The organism is Actinoplanes subglobosus (genome assembly GCF_042650585.1).
GTDB classification, from domain to species: Bacteria; Actinomycetota; Actinomycetes; order Mycobacteriales; family Micromonosporaceae; genus Actinoplanes; species Actinoplanes subglobosus.
Window position 1 is genome coordinate 138,426 of sequence record NZ_JBHSBL010000019.1, and the last position, 15,490, is coordinate 153,915.

Annotated in this window: 18 protein-coding genes, 1 pseudogene and 1 riboswitch; of the genes and pseudogenes, 10 read left to right on the forward strand and 9 right to left on the reverse strand. The window is 70.3% G+C overall.

Annotated features, from left to right (window positions below):
* Positions 1 to 104 precede the first annotated feature (104 nt).
* Together ACFO0C_RS26015 and ACFO0C_RS26020 are read left to right on the forward strand one after the other, a co-directional pair.
* Positions 105 to 1,166, forward strand: a complete 1,062-nt coding sequence (locus ACFO0C_RS26015) for an LAGLIDADG family homing endonuclease (protein ID WP_378069301.1) — start codon at positions 105 to 107, stop codon at positions 1,164 to 1,166.
* Positions 1,167 to 1,482: 316 nt separating this feature from the next.
* Positions 1,483 to 2,310, forward strand: a complete 828-nt coding sequence (locus tag ACFO0C_RS26020; RefSeq protein ID WP_378069302.1) for a nitroreductase/quinone reductase family protein — start codon at positions 1,483 to 1,485, stop codon at positions 2,308 to 2,310.
* 56 nt (positions 2,311 to 2,366) lie between these two features.
* Here the strand turns inward: ACFO0C_RS26020 and ACFO0C_RS26025 are convergent, their stop codons facing one another.
* The 5 genes from ACFO0C_RS26025 to ACFO0C_RS26045 all read right to left on the reverse strand — a co-directional run bounded on the left by ACFO0C_RS26025 (position 2,367) and on the right by ACFO0C_RS26045 (position 4,833).
* Entirely contained in the window at positions 2,367 to 2,780 is a 414-nt protein-coding gene (locus ACFO0C_RS26025; RefSeq protein WP_378069303.1) for a GNAT family N-acetyltransferase, read from the reverse strand.
* Positions 2,777 to 3,244 (reverse strand): GNAT family N-acetyltransferase, encoded by a 468-nt coding sequence (locus ACFO0C_RS26030; protein ID WP_378069304.1) that lies wholly within the window; start codon positions 3,242 to 3,244, stop codon positions 2,777 to 2,779. Before ACFO0C_RS26030 ends, ACFO0C_RS26025 begins: the two co-directional genes overlap by 4 nt.
* A gap of 109 nt (positions 3,245 to 3,353) precedes the next feature.
* On the reverse strand, positions 3,354 to 3,905 hold the full coding sequence (locus tag ACFO0C_RS26035; protein ID WP_378069305.1) for a histidine phosphatase family protein: 552 nt from the start codon (positions 3,903 to 3,905) through the stop codon (positions 3,354 to 3,356).
* A complete protein-coding gene (locus ACFO0C_RS26040; protein ID WP_378069306.1) occupies positions 3,902 to 4,648 on the reverse strand; it encodes a CbtA family protein in 747 nt (248 codons plus the stop codon). The genes ACFO0C_RS26035 and ACFO0C_RS26040 overlap by 4 nt, the downstream gene beginning before the upstream one ends.
* Complete coding sequence (locus tag ACFO0C_RS26045) at positions 4,639 to 4,833, reverse strand: CbtB domain-containing protein (RefSeq protein ID WP_378069307.1); 195 nt, start codon at positions 4,831 to 4,833, stop codon at positions 4,639 to 4,641. The genes ACFO0C_RS26040 and ACFO0C_RS26045 overlap by 10 nt, the downstream gene beginning before the upstream one ends.
* An 8-nt stretch (positions 4,834 to 4,841) precedes the next feature.
* A riboswitch (adenosylcobalamin (AdoCbl) riboswitch) is annotated at positions 4,842 to 4,995 on the reverse strand.
* Between the two features lie 81 nt (positions 4,996 to 5,076).
* Between ACFO0C_RS26045 and ACFO0C_RS26050 the strand changes: the two genes are divergently transcribed.
* The 3 genes from ACFO0C_RS26050 to ACFO0C_RS26060 are packed head-to-tail and all read left to right on the forward strand — an operon-like array spanning position 5,077 to position 6,991.
* Positions 5,077 to 6,276, forward strand: a complete 1,200-nt coding sequence (locus ACFO0C_RS26050) for a S8 family serine peptidase (protein WP_378069308.1) — start codon at positions 5,077 to 5,079, stop codon at positions 6,274 to 6,276.
* On the forward strand, positions 6,273 to 6,761 hold the full coding sequence (locus tag ACFO0C_RS26055) for a suppressor of fused domain protein (RefSeq protein WP_378069309.1): 489 nt from the start codon (positions 6,273 to 6,275) through the stop codon (positions 6,759 to 6,761). Before ACFO0C_RS26050 ends, ACFO0C_RS26055 begins: the two co-directional genes overlap by 4 nt.
* Before the next feature lie 26 nt (positions 6,762 to 6,787).
* Complete coding sequence (locus ACFO0C_RS26060) at positions 6,788 to 6,991, forward strand: maleylpyruvate isomerase N-terminal domain-containing protein (protein ID WP_378069310.1); 204 nt, start codon at positions 6,788 to 6,790, stop codon at positions 6,989 to 6,991.
* On the opposite strand, the gene ACFO0C_RS26065 is transcribed toward ACFO0C_RS26060, so the two are convergent.
* Positions 6,988 to 7,812, reverse strand: a complete 825-nt coding sequence (locus ACFO0C_RS26065; RefSeq protein WP_378069311.1) for a helix-turn-helix transcriptional regulator — start codon at positions 7,810 to 7,812, stop codon at positions 6,988 to 6,990. The genes ACFO0C_RS26060 and ACFO0C_RS26065 overlap by 4 nt on opposite strands.
* Positions 7,813 to 7,866: 54 nt before the next feature.
* Between ACFO0C_RS26065 and ACFO0C_RS26070 the strand changes: the two genes are divergently transcribed.
* Positions 7,867 to 8,451 carry a class I SAM-dependent methyltransferase gene (locus tag ACFO0C_RS26070; RefSeq protein ID WP_378069312.1) on the forward strand — a complete coding sequence of 195 codons (585 nt, stop codon included), beginning with the start codon at positions 7,867 to 7,869 and terminating at the stop codon, positions 8,449 to 8,451.
* Between the two features lie 6 nt (positions 8,452 to 8,457).
* Here ACFO0C_RS26070 and ACFO0C_RS26075 read toward each other — a convergent pair whose 3' ends face one another.
* Both ACFO0C_RS26075 and ACFO0C_RS26080 read right to left on the reverse strand, forming a co-directional pair.
* Complete coding sequence (locus ACFO0C_RS26075; RefSeq protein WP_378069313.1) at positions 8,458 to 9,699, reverse strand: LLM class flavin-dependent oxidoreductase; 1,242 nt, start codon at positions 9,697 to 9,699, stop codon at positions 8,458 to 8,460.
* 12 nt (positions 9,700 to 9,711) lie between these two features.
* On the reverse strand, positions 9,712 to 10,557 hold the full coding sequence (locus tag ACFO0C_RS26080; RefSeq protein ID WP_378069314.1) for an LLM class flavin-dependent oxidoreductase: 846 nt from the start codon (positions 10,555 to 10,557) through the stop codon (positions 9,712 to 9,714).
* A 90-nt stretch (positions 10,558 to 10,647) separates the two neighbouring features.
* Here ACFO0C_RS26080 and ACFO0C_RS26085 point away from each other — a divergent pair, with 90 nt between their 5' ends.
* The 4 genes from ACFO0C_RS26085 (at position 10,648) to ACFO0C_RS26100 (ending at position 15,220) form a co-directional block, all read left to right on the forward strand.
* Positions 10,648 to 11,232, forward strand: coding sequence for an ArsR/SmtB family transcription factor (locus ACFO0C_RS26085; protein WP_378069315.1), 585 nt, complete (start codon positions 10,648 to 10,650; stop codon positions 11,230 to 11,232).
* Positions 11,232 to 12,479, forward strand: coding sequence for an MFS transporter (locus tag ACFO0C_RS26090; RefSeq protein ID WP_378069316.1), 1,248 nt, complete (start codon positions 11,232 to 11,234; stop codon positions 12,477 to 12,479). The genes ACFO0C_RS26085 and ACFO0C_RS26090 overlap by 1 nt, the downstream gene beginning before the upstream one ends.
* Positions 12,476 to 12,838: a HEAT repeat domain-containing protein gene (locus tag ACFO0C_RS26095; RefSeq protein ID WP_378069317.1), complete on the forward strand. Its 363-nt coding sequence runs from the start codon at positions 12,476 to 12,478 to the stop codon at positions 12,836 to 12,838. Before ACFO0C_RS26090 ends, ACFO0C_RS26095 begins: the two co-directional genes overlap by 4 nt.
* Before the next feature lie 342 nt (positions 12,839 to 13,180).
* Complete coding sequence (locus tag ACFO0C_RS26100) at positions 13,181 to 15,220, forward strand: galactose oxidase-like domain-containing protein (protein WP_378069318.1); 2,040 nt, start codon at positions 13,181 to 13,183, stop codon at positions 15,218 to 15,220.
* 1 nt (position 15,221) lies between these two features.
* Here the strand turns inward: ACFO0C_RS26100 and ACFO0C_RS26105 are convergent.
* Positions 15,222 to 15,467: pseudogene (locus ACFO0C_RS26105) on the reverse strand (GNAT family N-acetyltransferase); the annotation flags it as partial.
* Between the last annotated feature and the right edge of the window lie 23 nt (positions 15,468 to 15,490).

Here is a 15,490-nt window from a genome sequence, read left to right on the forward strand (position 1 = left end):
CTGGTGTGGGCCGGGCTCGCCGCTGCGGCCGGTATCGAGAGATGCGGGCCACTTTCTGATTGCCGGCCTACCGGCGACCACGACATGTTGATCATGCTCGGGGCGTGCAACTGGGAATGGGCCTCAGCGACGACACCCCCGTCCTGACCATCGGCGGCTGGGTCGAGCATGGAGAACTGCGCACCGGCGACCACGTCTACGGACCGGACGGCAGGTCCAAGAAGATCCTGGCCGTCACCGGATCCACCGAACAGGACCTTCATCGCCTCACCTTCGACCGCAGTGTGGAGATCGTCGCTGCCGGGGACCACCTGTGGCTGGGTCATCGGGATTACAAACTTCCGGCTGTCGAGCTTCCCAAGGGACCGAACGGGGAGCGTCGCCGTCAGTACGGCACATACGCCTCCCGCGAGCTGGCCTGGACGACCAGCCAGATTGCCGGGATTCCCATCGGGTCGAACGGGCCGTCACGAAGTTTCCAGGTCGACTTGGCCGCACCGATCGACCTGCCTGCCCAGGACTTGACTGTCGACCCGTACGTCCTGGGTCTCTGGCTCGGCGACGGGAACTCCCACACCGGCATCATCGGTCTCGACCTGCAAGATGCCGCCGAACTGGACCTGCTCGGGCGCCGGGTCCCCAGCAACGAGCGAGGCAGGCTGGTCAGCGTCCGCATTCCCGGCTTGACCGCCGCCCTGAACAACTTGGGCCTGATCAAGAACAAGCACATCCCCGAGGCGTACCTCAACGGTTCCGTCGAACAGCGCCTTGCCCTGCTCCAGGGGCTCATGGACACCGACGGATGCTGCTTCAAGAGTGGGCAGGCGGAGTTCACCAACACCAACTTCGGGTTGGCCGACGGGGTGGCCTGGCTGGTCACCTCCCTGGGGTTCAAGTACACCCGGGCCGAGACGGTGGGCAGGTTCGCGGGTAAGGAGTACCGGCCGGTTGCGAAGATCCGCTTCTCCACCCGACCGGACATGCCGGCCTTCCGTTTTCCGCGCAAGCTGGAGCGGCAGCACCCGAGCCCGTCGCGCGAGTCCCGGCGTCGGCAGATTCAACGAGTCGAGCCGGTCGGCAGGGGATCGGCCCGGTCCATCACGGTGGAGGGCGGCCTCTACCTCGTCGGCCGAGACCTGGTCATCACCTACCACTGTGATGGTTAGACCATCTTTCATCCTAGGATGCTCTACAGGATGTGCGGCAAGCCGCACGACTTCAAAAACTGAAAGGACGGCTTCGCCGACCGGACAAAAATTGGGGTAGGGTTCCGGGCGTGACTGCCGGGTCGGCCTTGGGCCATTACCGAGTGGGGCACCCGGCTAGCGCTTGATCGCCGGGCGACCGCCACGGTCGCCTCGTGCCCGCGCTCCGCCACCTCTCGTTCGTCTCTTCTCTGTGCTTGCTGCCGTCGTTGGGACGGCTGTTTCTGCTGCCCCGCGCGTCGACGCGGGATTCTGTGCGGACTATCGAAAGCTGAGAATGTCGAACGATTTCAACTCTTCCGTCATTGCCGAGTTCCGGGCCAATCAGGGCCGGGTCGGCGGGATGTTCGAGGGTGGCCGGCTGTTGCTGTTGACGACGACCGGGGCCCGGAGTGGGCGGCCGCACACGGTGCCGCTGGGGTATCTGCCCGATGAGGATCGGGTGCTGGTGATCGGTTCCAACGGCGGGCAACGCCGGCATCCGGCGTGGCTGCACAACGTGCGGGCCAATCCGGTGGTCACGGTCGAGAGCAGCGTTTTCGTGTACGAGGCGACGGCGACCGTGCTGTCCGGGGAAGAACGTGACGAGCTGTTCGCGCGTGCGGTCGAGCAGGAGCCGGCGTGGGCGGACTATCAGCGGCAGGCGGGCCGGGAGCTGCCGGTGGTGGCGTTGGTGGCTCTGCCGGTGGCGGGTCCGCCGAAGTCGAATGTGGGTTCGCCGGGTGAGTTGCTGCGGGTGGTGCATCAGGCGTTCCGGCGGGAGCTGGAGTTGATCCGCGGTGAGGTGGTGGCGTCGGGTGCGGTGCTCGGCGCGCAGTTGCGGGTGAACTGTCTGACGTTGTGTGCGAATCTGCACGGTCATCATGTGCATGAGGATCGTGGGTTGTTTCCGGCGCTGGAGTATGCGGATCCGGGTCTGGGGCCGGTGCTGGAGCGGTTGCGGGCCGAGCACGGGACGGTGGCGGCGCTGTTGGAGCGGTTGCGGTCGGTGCTGGGGGATCCGGCGTTGACGCGGGAGGAGTTGCTGGCGGCGGTGGATGCGTTGACCGGTGATCTGATCGCGCATCTGGATTACGAGGAGTCGGCGCTGGCCGGCGTCCTGTAGGTCCCGCCAGGGGCAGCGCCTCGCCGCTTGGCGGGGCGCTGCCGCCTGGTTCGCGGTCAGGGGCGTACGTAGACGGTTGTGGAGTGGGCGGGGCGGAAGCCGTGGGCCTGGTAGAAGGCGGCGGCGGGGCTGTTGCGTGCGGTGAGCAGGTACCAGTGGGTGATGTGGGGTAGCTGCCGGGTGAGGTCGTGCAGGAGGCGGGTGCCGTGGCCTTGGCGCTGGTGGTCGGGGTGGACGAGCATTTCCTGGAGGAGGAAGTGGTCGTCGGGTCCGTAGCGTTCGAGGTGGCCGATGGCGAAGCCGGTGAGGGTGCCGTCGGCGGTGGTGGTGTGTGCGGTGTGGGTGCGGGGTGTGGTGAGCATGTCGTGGAGGCGTTGGGTGGCGTCGGCGGGGTGCCAGTTCTCGTTCCAGGGTGGGCGGTTGAAGGTGTCGACGAAGAGGGTGGCGTAGGCGTCGAGGTTGTCGGTCATGGCTGGAGGGTGAGGGTCATGTGGACGCTGTTGGGGTCGGGGCGGTAGTCGGCGAAGGGTTCGCAGGGCTGGAAGCCGAAGCGTCGGTAGAGGGTGCGGGCGGGGTGGAAGAAGTCGTCGGCGCCGGTTTCGAGGTAGAGGCGCTGGTAGCCGCGGGTGTGGGCTTCGGCGATGAGGTGGGTCAGCAGGGCTGCGGCGACGCCTCGGCGTTGGGCGGTGGCGGCGGTGCGCATGGATTTGATCTCGGCGCTGGTGGGGTCGAGGTGTTTGAGGGCGCCGCAGCCGAGGAGGTGGTCGCCGTCGTGGGCGGTCCAGAGGGTGATGTCGGGGGCGCGGAGGCTGTCGAGGTCGAGGGCGTGTTTGCTTTCGGGTGGGGTGATGGCGCGCATCTGGTCGACGTGTTCCTGGAGGAGGGCGGCGATGGCGGGGCCGGTGAGGTCGTCGACGGTGATGTGGTAGTTCACGGTCGGTGATTTTACGGAGTGGCGGGCGCTGATCGCGGCGGCGGTGGCGCTGGTGGTGCGGCATTCGCCGGAGGGGCTCGGCTGGGTCGCGTATGGCGGGTCCGGTTGGTCAGAGGTGCAGGGTCCAGCCGTGGTGGTGGGTGAGGCGGGTGACGGTGAGGGGGGCTACGGCGAGGCTGCGTGTGCTGGGTGGCAGGCCGAGGGCGGCGGCGATGAGCAGGCGGATGACCAGGGGGTGGGCGATGGCCGTACGTCTGCTGGTGGTGTTTTGTGCGAGCCAGGCGGTGAGTCGGGTGGTGGCGGTGGTGAGGGATTCGCCGCCGTGGGGTGTTGCGGTGGGGTCGGTGAGGAATTGGTGGAGGCCGGCGGGGTCGATCTGGTCGAGGGTGTTGCCGGTCCAGGTGCCGTAGTCGGGTTCGGCGAGGGCTGGTTCGGTGGTGGTGGCGGGTGCGCCGAGGAGGGTGGCGGTCTGCTGGGCGGCGTGGGTGGGGGCGATCAGCCAGGGCTGGTCGTCGGGGAAGTGGCGTGGCAGCAGTGCGGGTGAGTTCTTGAGGGCGACGGTGGCGTGGTGGCCGGCTTCGTCGAGGTGCGGGTCGCCGCCGAACACGGCCCGGCGTAGTGCGGGGGTGTGTCCGGCGGCGATCAGGCGTAGTGCGTTCACGCGGTGGTGATGGGCTCCGCGGTGGCCTGCTTGCGGGTGGTGCTGTGGGTGAGCAGGGCGGCGAAGGTGATGCCGAGGGCGGTCCAGAGGATGGTCTGGGTGCCCAGTGACGAGATCCGGAAGTCCCAGAGGAGGGTGGCTGGGAAGTCGTCGGGGACTTCGTGGAAGGTGGGCAGCAGCGTGTAGGCGATGCCGACGACGGTGAGGAAGGCGGCGGTGCCTGCGGCGGCTTGGCGCCAGGGGTGGGTTTGGGTGCGGGAGGCGAGCACGGCGGCCCAGACGGCGACCAGTCCGAGGACGAGGACGGCGAGGTAGGCGGCGGTGCGTTGGTTGATGGTGTCGGGGTTGCCGACGGCGGGTGGGTTGGGTGGGTATTTGAGGTAGGGGACCAGGACGATGCCGGTGAGGGCGGCGGCGGCCAGGCCGAGGGCGGCGTGGGTGTCGCTGCCGGTGCGCAGGCGTCGTCGTAGGAGGGTGTAGGCGGTGGCGAGGATGCCGCCGAGGGCGACGCCGTAGAGGCTGGTGGCCAGCAGGAGGCCGGCGGTGCTCTGGATGTCGCGGTCGACGAGTGGTTGTTCGCCGGTGTCGCCGGTGGGGGCGGCTGCTTCTTCGATGGCGATGGCCGCGTTGATGTGCGGTTCGCCGGCGAGGTAGGCGAAGCCTCCGGCGAGCAGGCCGGCGATGAGGCCGGCGAGCAGGCCGCGGAGCAGGAGCTGGATGTAGCCGGGTTGGGTCAGTGGCACGGGACACCGAGCAGGTGGCGGCCGTCGTGCATGAGTTCGTGCAGGTACATGCCGCTCTGGGAGAGGGCGCCCTGGTCGAAGGCGACGAGGTAGGCCAGCAGGAGCATCAGGCCGGTGAAGCCGGCTGCGGTGGCGAGGAGTTTGCCGGAGACCGCGGGGGTGGTGATGGTCTGTGCCTTGGACATGGCGGAGTCAACCTCCTACGGGATGACGCGTCCCGATCGATGGGGCCTGCGGCACGTGAGCGTCCTGACTCACCGGCCCCCTGGCTGGGGGCCCGTTTACAGTGGCGCGACCGCACCGGACTCTCACCGGTTTCCCTCACACACCGCAGATTGGCTGTTCTCAACCTAATGGCCGGGGTGCCGCCGGCACAACCGGGCACCGGTAGCATCCACGCCGGTCACTGTGGTGCGGGGGTGTGTGCGGTGCGGTTGGTGGCGGCGGTCGTGGTGGGTGTGTGTGCCGGTGTGGTGGTGCCGGCCGGGCCGGTTGCGGCGGCGCCGTGTCTGGGTGCGGGGTCGGTGGTGGCGGGGGTGCCGGCGGAGTTGCGGGCGTATGCGCCGGCGCGTCTGGCGGGTCTGGCGACCGGTGCCGGGGTGCGGGTGGCGGTGGTCGACTCCGGGGTGGATGTGCGTAATGCGCAGTTGAAGGGGCAGGTCGCGGCGGGGCGGGATCTGTTGCACGGTGCTCCGGACGGGCGGCGTGACTGTGTGGGGCATGGGACGGCGGTGGCGGGGATCATCGCGGGGCTGCCGGATGTGAGTACCGGGGTGCAGGGTTTGGCGCCGGGGGTGACGATTGTTCCGGTGCGGGTGACCGAGGACACCGACAGCAGGGGGCAGCAGGAGATCGCGCGGTCGCGGTCGAGTGCGGATGCGTTCGCGTCGGCGATCCGGTGGGCGGCGGGTCCGGCGGATGCTGACGTGATCAACATCTCGCTGGTGATGCCGTTGGAGGATCCGGCGGTGCGGGATGCGGTCGCTGAGGCGGTGCGGTCGGATGTGGTGGTGGTCGCGGCGGCCGGTAATGGTGGTGCGGAGGCGGGGGTGGCGTATCCGGCGGCTTATCCGGGGGTGATCGGGGTGGCCGCGGTGGGGGCGGACGGGTTGCTGGCCGGTTATTCGCAGCCGGGTGCGCATGTGGACATTGCGGCGTTCGGTGATCAGGTGACGGTGTTGTCGCCGGTGCGGGGGCATCGGTCGGTGCAGGGGACGAGTTTTGCGGCGCCGTTCGTGTCGGCGACGGTGGCGTTGTTGCGGGAGCGGTTTCCGGGGGAGAGTGCGCGGGAGATCACGGGCCGGTTGTTGCGGTCGGTGGATCCGGCGCCGGGTGGGCCGCGGAGTGTGGCGTACGGGGTGGGGCTGTTGAATCCGTATCGGGCGTTGTCGGAGGAGGCGGGTCCGGTGGTGGCGGCGGTGCCGGCCGGGTCGCCGGTGCCGGTGGTGGTGGCGTCGCGGGGTCCGGCTTGGGAGCGGGCGGGTTTGTTCGCTGCTGGTGGTGCGGGGCTGGCGGTGGTGGCGGGTCTGGTGGCCGTGGTGGTGGGCCGGGGTCGTCGGCGGGGTTGGCGGGCGGCGCGCGATACCTCTGCCCATGACACCCCTGCGCATGATCAAATGCCGGGATGATGTGGGACGTCGTCACCGAGGCATTGGGCCGGCTCTATCCGCAGGCGGAGCCGTGGCATGTGTCGTATCCGGCGGAGGGTTTCGCGTTACGGGCCGCGTCGGCGTATCCGGCGGACGGGCATTGGCATTTCGTGACGTACGGGCTGGGTGAGCGGCAGGGTTTCGAGTTGACGGTGCGGGTGGTGCGCGGGGTGGAGCCGCAGCCGCCGCAGTGGCCGTTTCTGTTGTTGAACCGGGTGGCGGTGCTGGCGGATGCGGCGGCGGAGCCGTTCGAGGAGGGTCAGTGGGCGGATCTGGGTGGCCCGATCACGGGTCATCCGCAGGGTGACGGGCCGCCGACGGGTCTGTCGGTGGTGATCCTGGCCGCTGATCCGGAGCTCGGTGACCGGTTTCTGCAGCTGGTGGGGGTGACGGCGGCGGAGGCGCAGTCGGGGGACGTCGACAGTGACGACGAGTTGCTGGTGACGGATCCGGGGCGGGCCTGACGGTCACCCGTGCGGGGTGTGTGCCGGTGGTCGCCGGTCTGGTCGCGGGGGTCCGTGACGAGCAGTTGTCGCAGGCGACGCCGTGTGCCGAGTTCCAGGTGCGGGATCTGTTGAATCATCTGTTCCAGGTGGTGCGTAATTTTCAGCTGGTCGCCGCCCGGCGGGAGGTCGACTGGAGTGTCACCCCGCAGGCGCTGACGGGCGGGTGGCGGGAAGGGTTCGCGGTCTAGCCACGCCACTGGGTGGGGGTGAGCTGGTGCTGGGTGCGGAACCGTTTGATGAAGTACGACGTGTCGGGGTAGCCGCAGCGCCGGGCGATCGTGGCGACGGGCAGTCCGGTTTCGGTCAGCAGGCGGCGGGCTTCCTGGAGGCGGCGGTGGGTGATCCACTGCTGGACGGTGCGGCCGGTGCGGTGGCGTACGACGGTGGTCAGGTGTCCTGGGGTGAGGGCGAGGGCGGCGGCGACGTCGGTCAGCGACAGCGGGTCGCGGAAGCGGTCCTCGATGACGTCGAAGACGGCGGCGAGCAGTGGGTCGTCGGCTGATCGGGGTGACAGGCGGGCGGTGGCGACCAGCAGCAGTGTCAGGTGGGCGGTCGCGGCTTCGGTGTAGCCGTCGCGGCGGGCCGACAGTTCGGTGTCGAGGTCGGTGAAGCGCTGTAGCCAGTCGTCGCGGTCGGCCGGTGGGATGTGCAGGCGCTGGATGCGGTCGGTGCCGGCGGCGAACGGGAACAGCAGTGGATGTGACCGCCAGCTGGTGCCGGTGGATCGGATGGCGTCGGCGGGGAACCACACCACCCAGCCTTGGATGTCGGTGGCTTCGAAGGCGACGACCTGGCCGGGGGCGAGGACGAACAGGTCGCCGTCGGAGATCTGCCAGGGCCGGTCGTCGATGACGGCGTGGACGTCGGCGTGGTGGGCGTAGAACAGGACGAGGAAGTCGTGGGCGTGGGTGCCGGTGTGTACGGGGTGGCCGGGGAACCGGGCGGTCGCGATCGGCGGGTGGCCGGGCTGGTGCGGAAACCCCACCAGGGGAACCGAAGAATGTCGCATCCTGGCCGAGGATTCACCATTGGGGCCTGTGGTCACGGGGCTGATGCTAGAGGCATGACCAAACTTCGTCATACCGCGGATGGGGATTATCTGCCTGGGATGGGCCGGCACTGGCTGATGCCGCTCTACGATCCGCTGACGCTGCTGCTCGGGGCGGGCCGGCTGCACCGGGAACTGCTGGACGCGGCCGGGGTTCGGGCCGGGCAGCGGGTGCTGGAGATCGGCTGCGGGACCGGGAATCTGCTGACGGCGCTGGCACGGCGTACGCCGGGGGTCGACGCGGTGGGCATCGACCCGGATCGGGGTGCGCTGGCGCGGGCCCGGCGCAAGGCGGCCCGGCGGCGGCTGCCGGTGCGGTACGAGTACGCGTTCGCCGGTGATCTGCCGTTGCCGGCGGCGAGTGTGGACGTGGTGCTGTCGTCGCTGATGCTGCACCATCTCGACGAGCCGGGCCGGGACGCGGCGCTGGGCGAGGTGCGGCGGGTGCTGGTGCCGGGCGGCCGGTTGCACGTGCTGGACTTCGCCGGTGACGGCCTGTCGGCGGCCACGTTCACCGCCGCCGGCTTCAGCGACGCGGCCGAGACGGGCCGGGGCCGGTTGCACCGGATGCGGTACGTGCTGCTGCGCGCCGACCACTGACGGCGTTCACCGCAGGTCCAGGTGGTCGCGCAGCGTGTGGCCGGTGTAGGCGGTGCGGTACACGCCTCGCGTCTGGAGTTCCGGGACGAGCCGGTCGACGATGTCGTCGATGGTGCCCGGCAGCAGCTGCGGCACGATGTTGAATCCGTCGACCGCCCGCTCGGTCACGTAGCGTGCCCATTCGTCGGCGATGGTGCCGGGCGTGCCGACGAACACGTTGTGCCGTGGCTGCACGTCGATCACCAGTTCCCGGATCGTCAGGCCGCGTTCGCGCCAGGCGGCGATGCGGTCGCGTTTGCCGGTGCGGTGCTCGATCGACAGGGTGCCGCGGGACGGGTCGAGTTCGCCGTCGGCGGGTTCGATGTCCGGTAGCGGGCCGTCCGGGTCGTAGCCGGACAGGTCCTTGCCCCAGTACTGCTCCAGGAACGAGATCGCCCGCGGCCCGGTGATCTGTTCCCGCAGGATCCAGTCGGCCTTGTCGCGGGCCTCGGCGGTGGTGTCGCCGAGGACGACCTGAGCGCCCGGCAGGATCCGCAGCGACTCCCGGTCCCGGCCGTACCGTGCCAGCCGGCGGGTCAGGTCGTCGGCGTAGGCGACGGCCTTGTCGAACGCCGTGTTCGCCGAGAACACCACGTCGGCGTGCCGGGCGGCCAGGTCACGGCCGCCGGGGGAGTCGCCGGCCTGGAACAGTACGGGCCGTGCGGTGATGTCCAGCTGGGCGGTCACGTCGATCAGGTCGTCGTGGCGGTCGACCCGCTGCCCGGCCCACAGCGCCTTCGCGGTCTCGACGAACGCGGTCGCACGCTCGTAGCGGCGTTCGTGTGGCAGCCAGCCGCCGTGCCGGAAGTTCTCGCCGGTCCACGCGTTGTCGGTGGTCACGATGTTCCAGCCGGCCCGGCCGTGCGACAGCACGTCCAGCGAGGCCAGGCGGCGGGCCAGGTCGGCCGGATAGTTGTAGGTGGTGTTCTGGGTGGCGACCAGCCCGATCCGATCGGTGACCGCGGCCAGTGCGGCGAGCTGGGTGATCGCGTCCGGGCGCCCGGCGACGTCGAGTTCCAGGATGCGGCCCCGGTTCTCCCGCACGCGCAGGCCCTCGCCGAGGAAGAACGCGTCGAACAGGCCCCGTTCCAGGGTCTGGGCGGTGGTGACGAACGTGTCGATGTGGGTGTGGTCGGCGAAGTCCTCAGCGGTCCAGATCAGCTGCGGGCCCACACCGGTGAAGAACACCCCCAGATGCAACTGCGGCATGTGTACGGCTCCTCACGCGAACTGGCTGGCGGGGCGGGTCAGGCCGAGGGTGGCCCGTAACGTGTCGCGGGCCGGCGGGCGTGGCCCGATCGCGGCCGCCACGGCGGGCAGGTCCACGTCGGGGACGGCGGCGAGCAGGCGCACGCCGTCGACCACACCCGCCAGCCGGTCCAGCAGCCCGGTGTCGACCTCGGGCAGGTCGGCGAAGACCAGGGCGGCGCCGTCGGCGCGTGCCCGGTGGGCGCGGGCGGTGATCTCGTCGGTGCCGGTGGCGGCGACCAGGGCGATGTCGAGGTGGCCGGTGACGCCGAGGGTGTCCGGGCCGGCGACGATCACCTGGCCCTGCGGTGGCCGCGGGGTGATCAGCGGCCCGGAGACGGTGAACCGGGCGCCGGTGAAGTTCACGTGATGGACCCGATCGGCGTCCAGGAACCGGCCGGTCGTGGTGTCGCGCAGGATCGCGTCGTCCTGCCACGAGTCCCACAGCAGGCGGGCGACGTCGATCACGTCGGTGGTCTCGCGGTGCAGGTCGCCGTCGTCGAGTCGGGGCTCGCCGACGGTGGCGTACGCGGCCGGGCTGTTGTCGGCGCCGACCAGCCAGCCGGCCCGGCCTTGTGACGCGTGGTCCAGTGACGCCAGCTGGGTGGCCAGGTGGAACGGCTCGGTCACGGTCACGTGCAGCTGGGGGAGCAGCCCGATGCGGGAGGTGCGGCGGGCCAGGAACGCCGCCCGTACGCCGGCGTCGATGCCGGTGCCGGGGGTGTCGGACAGCGTGACGAACACGAACCCGGCCGCTTCCGCGGCGGTGACGCGGGCGTCGATGTCCCGGCCGGTGCCGGCCTCCAGTGCCACAAACATGCCCCAAAACCTATCGGCTGAATATGAATTCCGGGTGGTCACATCTGTCACGGGCTTTCCTCGGCAGATGTGAGAGGTTACTTTCGAAACATGTCTCTCACGAATCCGATGGGTGACCTCACGATCACCGACCCGCAGGCGATGCGGGCCTTGGCCCATCCCGTGCGCCTCGCGGCCCTGACCTACCTGCAGCGCCACGGCCCGACGACGGCCACCCAGCTGTCCGCCCACGTCGGCGCGACACCGTCGGTGACCAGCTGGCACCTGCGTCACCTCGCCACGTTCGGGCTGGTCACCGACGCCGACCCCGGGGAGGTGCCCGGCGACGGGCGGCAGCGCTACTGGAAGGCCGCCGCCCGCGGTTTCACCGTCAGCCTCGCCGCCGACGACGAGTCGCAGACCGCCCGGCGGCTGCTGGCGACCCGGATGGAACAGGCCGCCCGCGACCAGGCCGACCAGTGGTGGGCCGACACCGAGCCCCAGCTGGACCACACGTGGCGGCGGCTGTCGGGCACCTCCAACACCGGGGTCCGGCTCACCGCCGACGAGCTCGAACGGCTCGAGAACGACATCGACGCACTGCTGGCGGTGTACGTGCGGCGCGCCGACCAGGACACCCCGGCCGAGGCGCGCCGGGTCCGGATCGTGCGCAACTACCTGCCCGAGGCGCAGTGATGGCCGCCTCGCTGTGGCGCAACCGGCGCTTCACCGCGTTCTGGGCCGGCGAGACCGTCTCGCACTTCGGCGACCGCATCAGCGAACTGGCGCTGCCGCTGATCGCGGTCACCATGCTCGCCGCGACACCGGCCGAGGTCGGCCTGCTGACCGCCGCGATCTGGGCACCCAGCCTGCTGTCGGTGCTGGTCGGCACCTGGGTCGACCAGCGCATCCACCGTAAACGGCTGCTGGTGGCCGCCGACCTGCTGCGCGCGGCGGCGCTGCTGAGCCTGCCGATCGCCTACTGGTGCGGGATCCTGCGCCTGCCGCAGCTGTTCGCGGTCGCCCTGCTGACCGGCGCCGGACAGGTGCTGTTCCACTGCTCGTACCCGTCGTTCTTCGTCACCCTGGTCAGCCGCGACCAGTACGTCGACGCCAACAGCAAACTCAACACCAGCCGCTCGGTGTCGTTCGTCGCCGGACCGGCCGCCGGCGGGTTCCTCGTCCAGGCGCTGACGGCACCGGTCGCGATCCTCGCCGACGCCGTCTCGTTCCTGGCCTCGGCGCTGTTCATCGCCCGGATCCCGGCCCCGCCGGGCACGGCCGGCACCCGCACGTCGCTGGCCGCCGACATCCGCGCCGGGCTGCGTTACGTGCTAGGCCACCCTTACCTGCGGGCCGCCCTGGCCTGCGTGACGACGGTCAACTTCTTCGGCTTCGTCGCCCAGGCCCTGGTCATCCTGTACGCCAGCCGCGAACTGGGCCTGCCGGCCTCGATGATCGGTCTCGCCTTCGGCACCGGCGCCGTCGGTGCCGCAGCCGGAGCGGTGATCGCCCCACGCCTGTCCGCCCGGTTCGGGATCGGCCGCATGATCATCGTCGGGGTGGTCCTGTTCCCCGCCCCCACCGCACTGATCGCGCTGGCCGGCGGCCCGGACGGGGCGATCGCCGCCACCATCGCCGTGGCCGAGGCGATCTCCGGGGCGGCTGTCATGCTGCTGGACATCAACCTGAACTCGGTGCAGACCGCCGTCATCGCCGATGACATGCGCAGCCGTGTGGCCGGTGTCTTCGGCACCATCAACTACGGTGCCCGGCCGGTCGGCGCCGCCATCGGTGGCCTGCTCGGCAGCGGCCTCGGGCTGCGGCCGACCCTGCTGATCGCCGCCGCCGGCGGGACGATGGGCTGCCTGTGGCTGCTGCGTTCGCCGATCCCGCGGCTGCGGACCCTGGACACCCTGACCCCGCATCCGGCCGGCCGATGACCCACGATCCCGGCAGCCACGACCCCGGCCTGCGGGCCGCCGCGCTGGAGGCGCTCGGCCGGCAACCCGACCGCGATCTGATCGACCGGGTCGCCCGCGCCCACCTGACCGATCCCGATCCGCTCGTGCGCGGTGTCGCGGCCGGCCTGGTCGCCTGGCTGCGCCGGCCCGGCTACGTCGACGCGCTGATGCCTCTGACCACCGACCCGGCCGGCGACGTGCGGTCGGTGGTGACGCTGCGGCTCGGCATGGGCCGTGACCCCGCCGCCGTACCGCTGCTGCAGGTCATGACCGGTGACCCCGACGACCGGATCCGCCGCTCCGCCGTCCTGGCCCTGCGCCACCTCACGGCCGGCTGAGCACCGGGGCCGAAACGGGCCGGCCGGTGACCGGAATAGATCTCCGCAAACCTTGCCGAAGTATCGCCGAACCGACAGTGCGATAGCCGAACGGGTGAGCGTTCCGAGCCCGGAAGTGCCAACGGTGAATATTGATGGTCAGTTTGGTTAAGAGTTATGGTGGCCGCACTGAACATTGACGGGGGCGGCGCGAGAGAATCCAACGGGGATATTCAAGATCAGGCCTTGTCGAAGGTCCCGGCCGCGCTGTTCCAAGCAGCTTCTGCTTGCGATCGGTGAAGGGACGACAATGCCATGCGCATATTCCGCGCGTTGATAGCGGCATGCCTTTTGTCGGCATCATTGACGGCCGCCACCGCGGCGTCCGGGGCACCGGCCGCCCCGAGGCCGCCGGCCGCCGCCCACGCTCACGCCGCCGGATCCGCCGAGGACGAGGCCCAGCACCGGGCCCAGGACCTGGTCGGGGTGCCGCTGAGCGAGATCGAGAGGACGACCGCCGAGAACGCGGCCCGCATCCAGCGTGAGACCGGTGCCCGACCAGGCAAGGCCCGGCTGCGGGCCAGCGCCGACGCCGACCCCGGCGTGTCCGGCCGGTGGAGCCCGGTGGTGAACACCCCGGTGGTGCCGGTGTTCACCGCGGTACTGCCCAACGGCAAGGTCCTGATCTGGGACTCCGTCGGCGACAACGCGGCCGAGAGCTACCCGGTGCACGACTTCACCCGGGCGATGGTGTGGAACCCGGCCGACGACACCCACAAACGCGTCGACCTGCAGGGCACCAACCTGTTCTGCGCCGGGTTCGCCCACCTGACCAACGGCAACATTCTCGTCGCCGGCGGAAACGCGAATGCGCAACTGGCCGGCACCGTGCGTACCTACGTGTTCAACTGGCAGACCGAAACGTGGACGCGCGGTAACGACATGGCCTCGGCGCGCTGGTATCCGTCGGTGACGGAAATGGCGAACGGCGAAGAAGTGATCATTGGTGGCGGACCGGCGACCGCGGAGGTCTACCAGACGAACGGTGCGATTCGCCAATTGACCAACTTCACGAAATACAGTGCGCGGATCTATCCGTTCATGATTTCCCGCCCCGACACACAATTGGCTCTTTTCGGGCCCTACAACCCGGGTTACACGATCACCACCGCCGGTAACGCGGCGATCACCGGCACCGCCAACCGCGACACCATCACCCGCGACTACGGCAGCTTCTCCACCTACGACATCGGCAAGACCCTGGTCGTCGGCGGCGGCAGCATCACCGAGGACGGCGTCGCCAAACGCGCGACCAAGACGGCCGTCATCGTCAACACCAACACCGGCCTCAACCCGGCCGTCACCACCACCGGCTCGATGTCGGCCGGGCGCCGCCAGCACAACGCCACCGTCCTGGCCGACGGATCCGTCCTGGTCACCGGCGGCATGACCAGCGCGGCGGTCAACATGGGCGTCGACCTGAACGCGGCCGTCACCACCGCCGAACTGTGGAACCCGGTCACCGGGCAGTGGACGGTGCTGTCGGCCGCCGACCGGATCCGGCAATACCACTCGACGGCCGCGCTGCTGCCCGACGGGCGGGTCATGACCGGCGGCGGCGGGATCTGCGGCGTCTGCATGACCGCCGGCTACCTGGAGAAGAACATCGAGTACTTCAGCCCGCCCTATCTGTTCAAGTCCGACGGCAGTGGCGCGCCCGCCGACCGGCCGGCCATCACCGCCGCCCCCGCGAGCATCGGCATCGGTGCCGCGTTCACCGTCACCAGCCCCCAGGCCGCGAGCATCGGCAAGGTCGGGCTGGTCGCGCTGGCCGACGTCACCCACAGCGTCGACCAGGGCCAGCGCTACATCCCGCTGAAGTTCACGGTCTCCGGCACCACCCTGACCGTGACCGGCCCGCCGACCGGCGGCGTCGCCCCGCCCGGGCACTACATGCTGTTCGTCACCGACACCGCCGGCGTCCCGTCGGTGGCCCGGATGGTGCAGGTCGCCAAAGCACCCACCCCGCTGATGAGCCCGCTGAAGAACAGCACCGGCAAATGCGTCGACATCCCCAGCTCGGCGCTGGCCGCCCGCACCTACCTGCAGGCCTACACCTGCAACAACACCAAGGCGCAGGCCCTGACCCGGTTCACCGACAACACGCTGCGGGTGTTCGGGATGTGCGCCGACGTGCCCAACAGCAACTTCGCCACCGGCCAGCGGATCTGGCAGTACGGCTGCAACGGCACCGGCGCGCAGACGTGGCAGTTCCGCACCGACGGCACGGTCCGGCCGGTCCGCAACACCGCCCTGTGCCTGGCCGCCGCCTCCACCGCCAACGCCGCCCAGGTCCGGATCGTCACCTGCACCGGTGCGGCCCTGCAGAAGTGGACCTGGTGACCTACTCCGGGCCGGTGGCGGCCGGCTCGGATCCGGACGGCCCGGTCAGGATCGGCGGCCGGGTGTGCCAGGTCGCCATCCGCACCACCTGAAAACCCAGCGACTCGTACAGCGGCCGGCCCGCCTCCGTCGCGACCAGCGTGAACACGTGGTCGGGGCGGGCCGCGATCGCCGCCGACAGCACCGCCCGGGCCAGCCCCCGGCCCCGGTGCTCGGCCAGGGTCGCCAGCCAGTACAGGCCGGTGGCGTGCCCGTCGTCGTAGGTGTAGG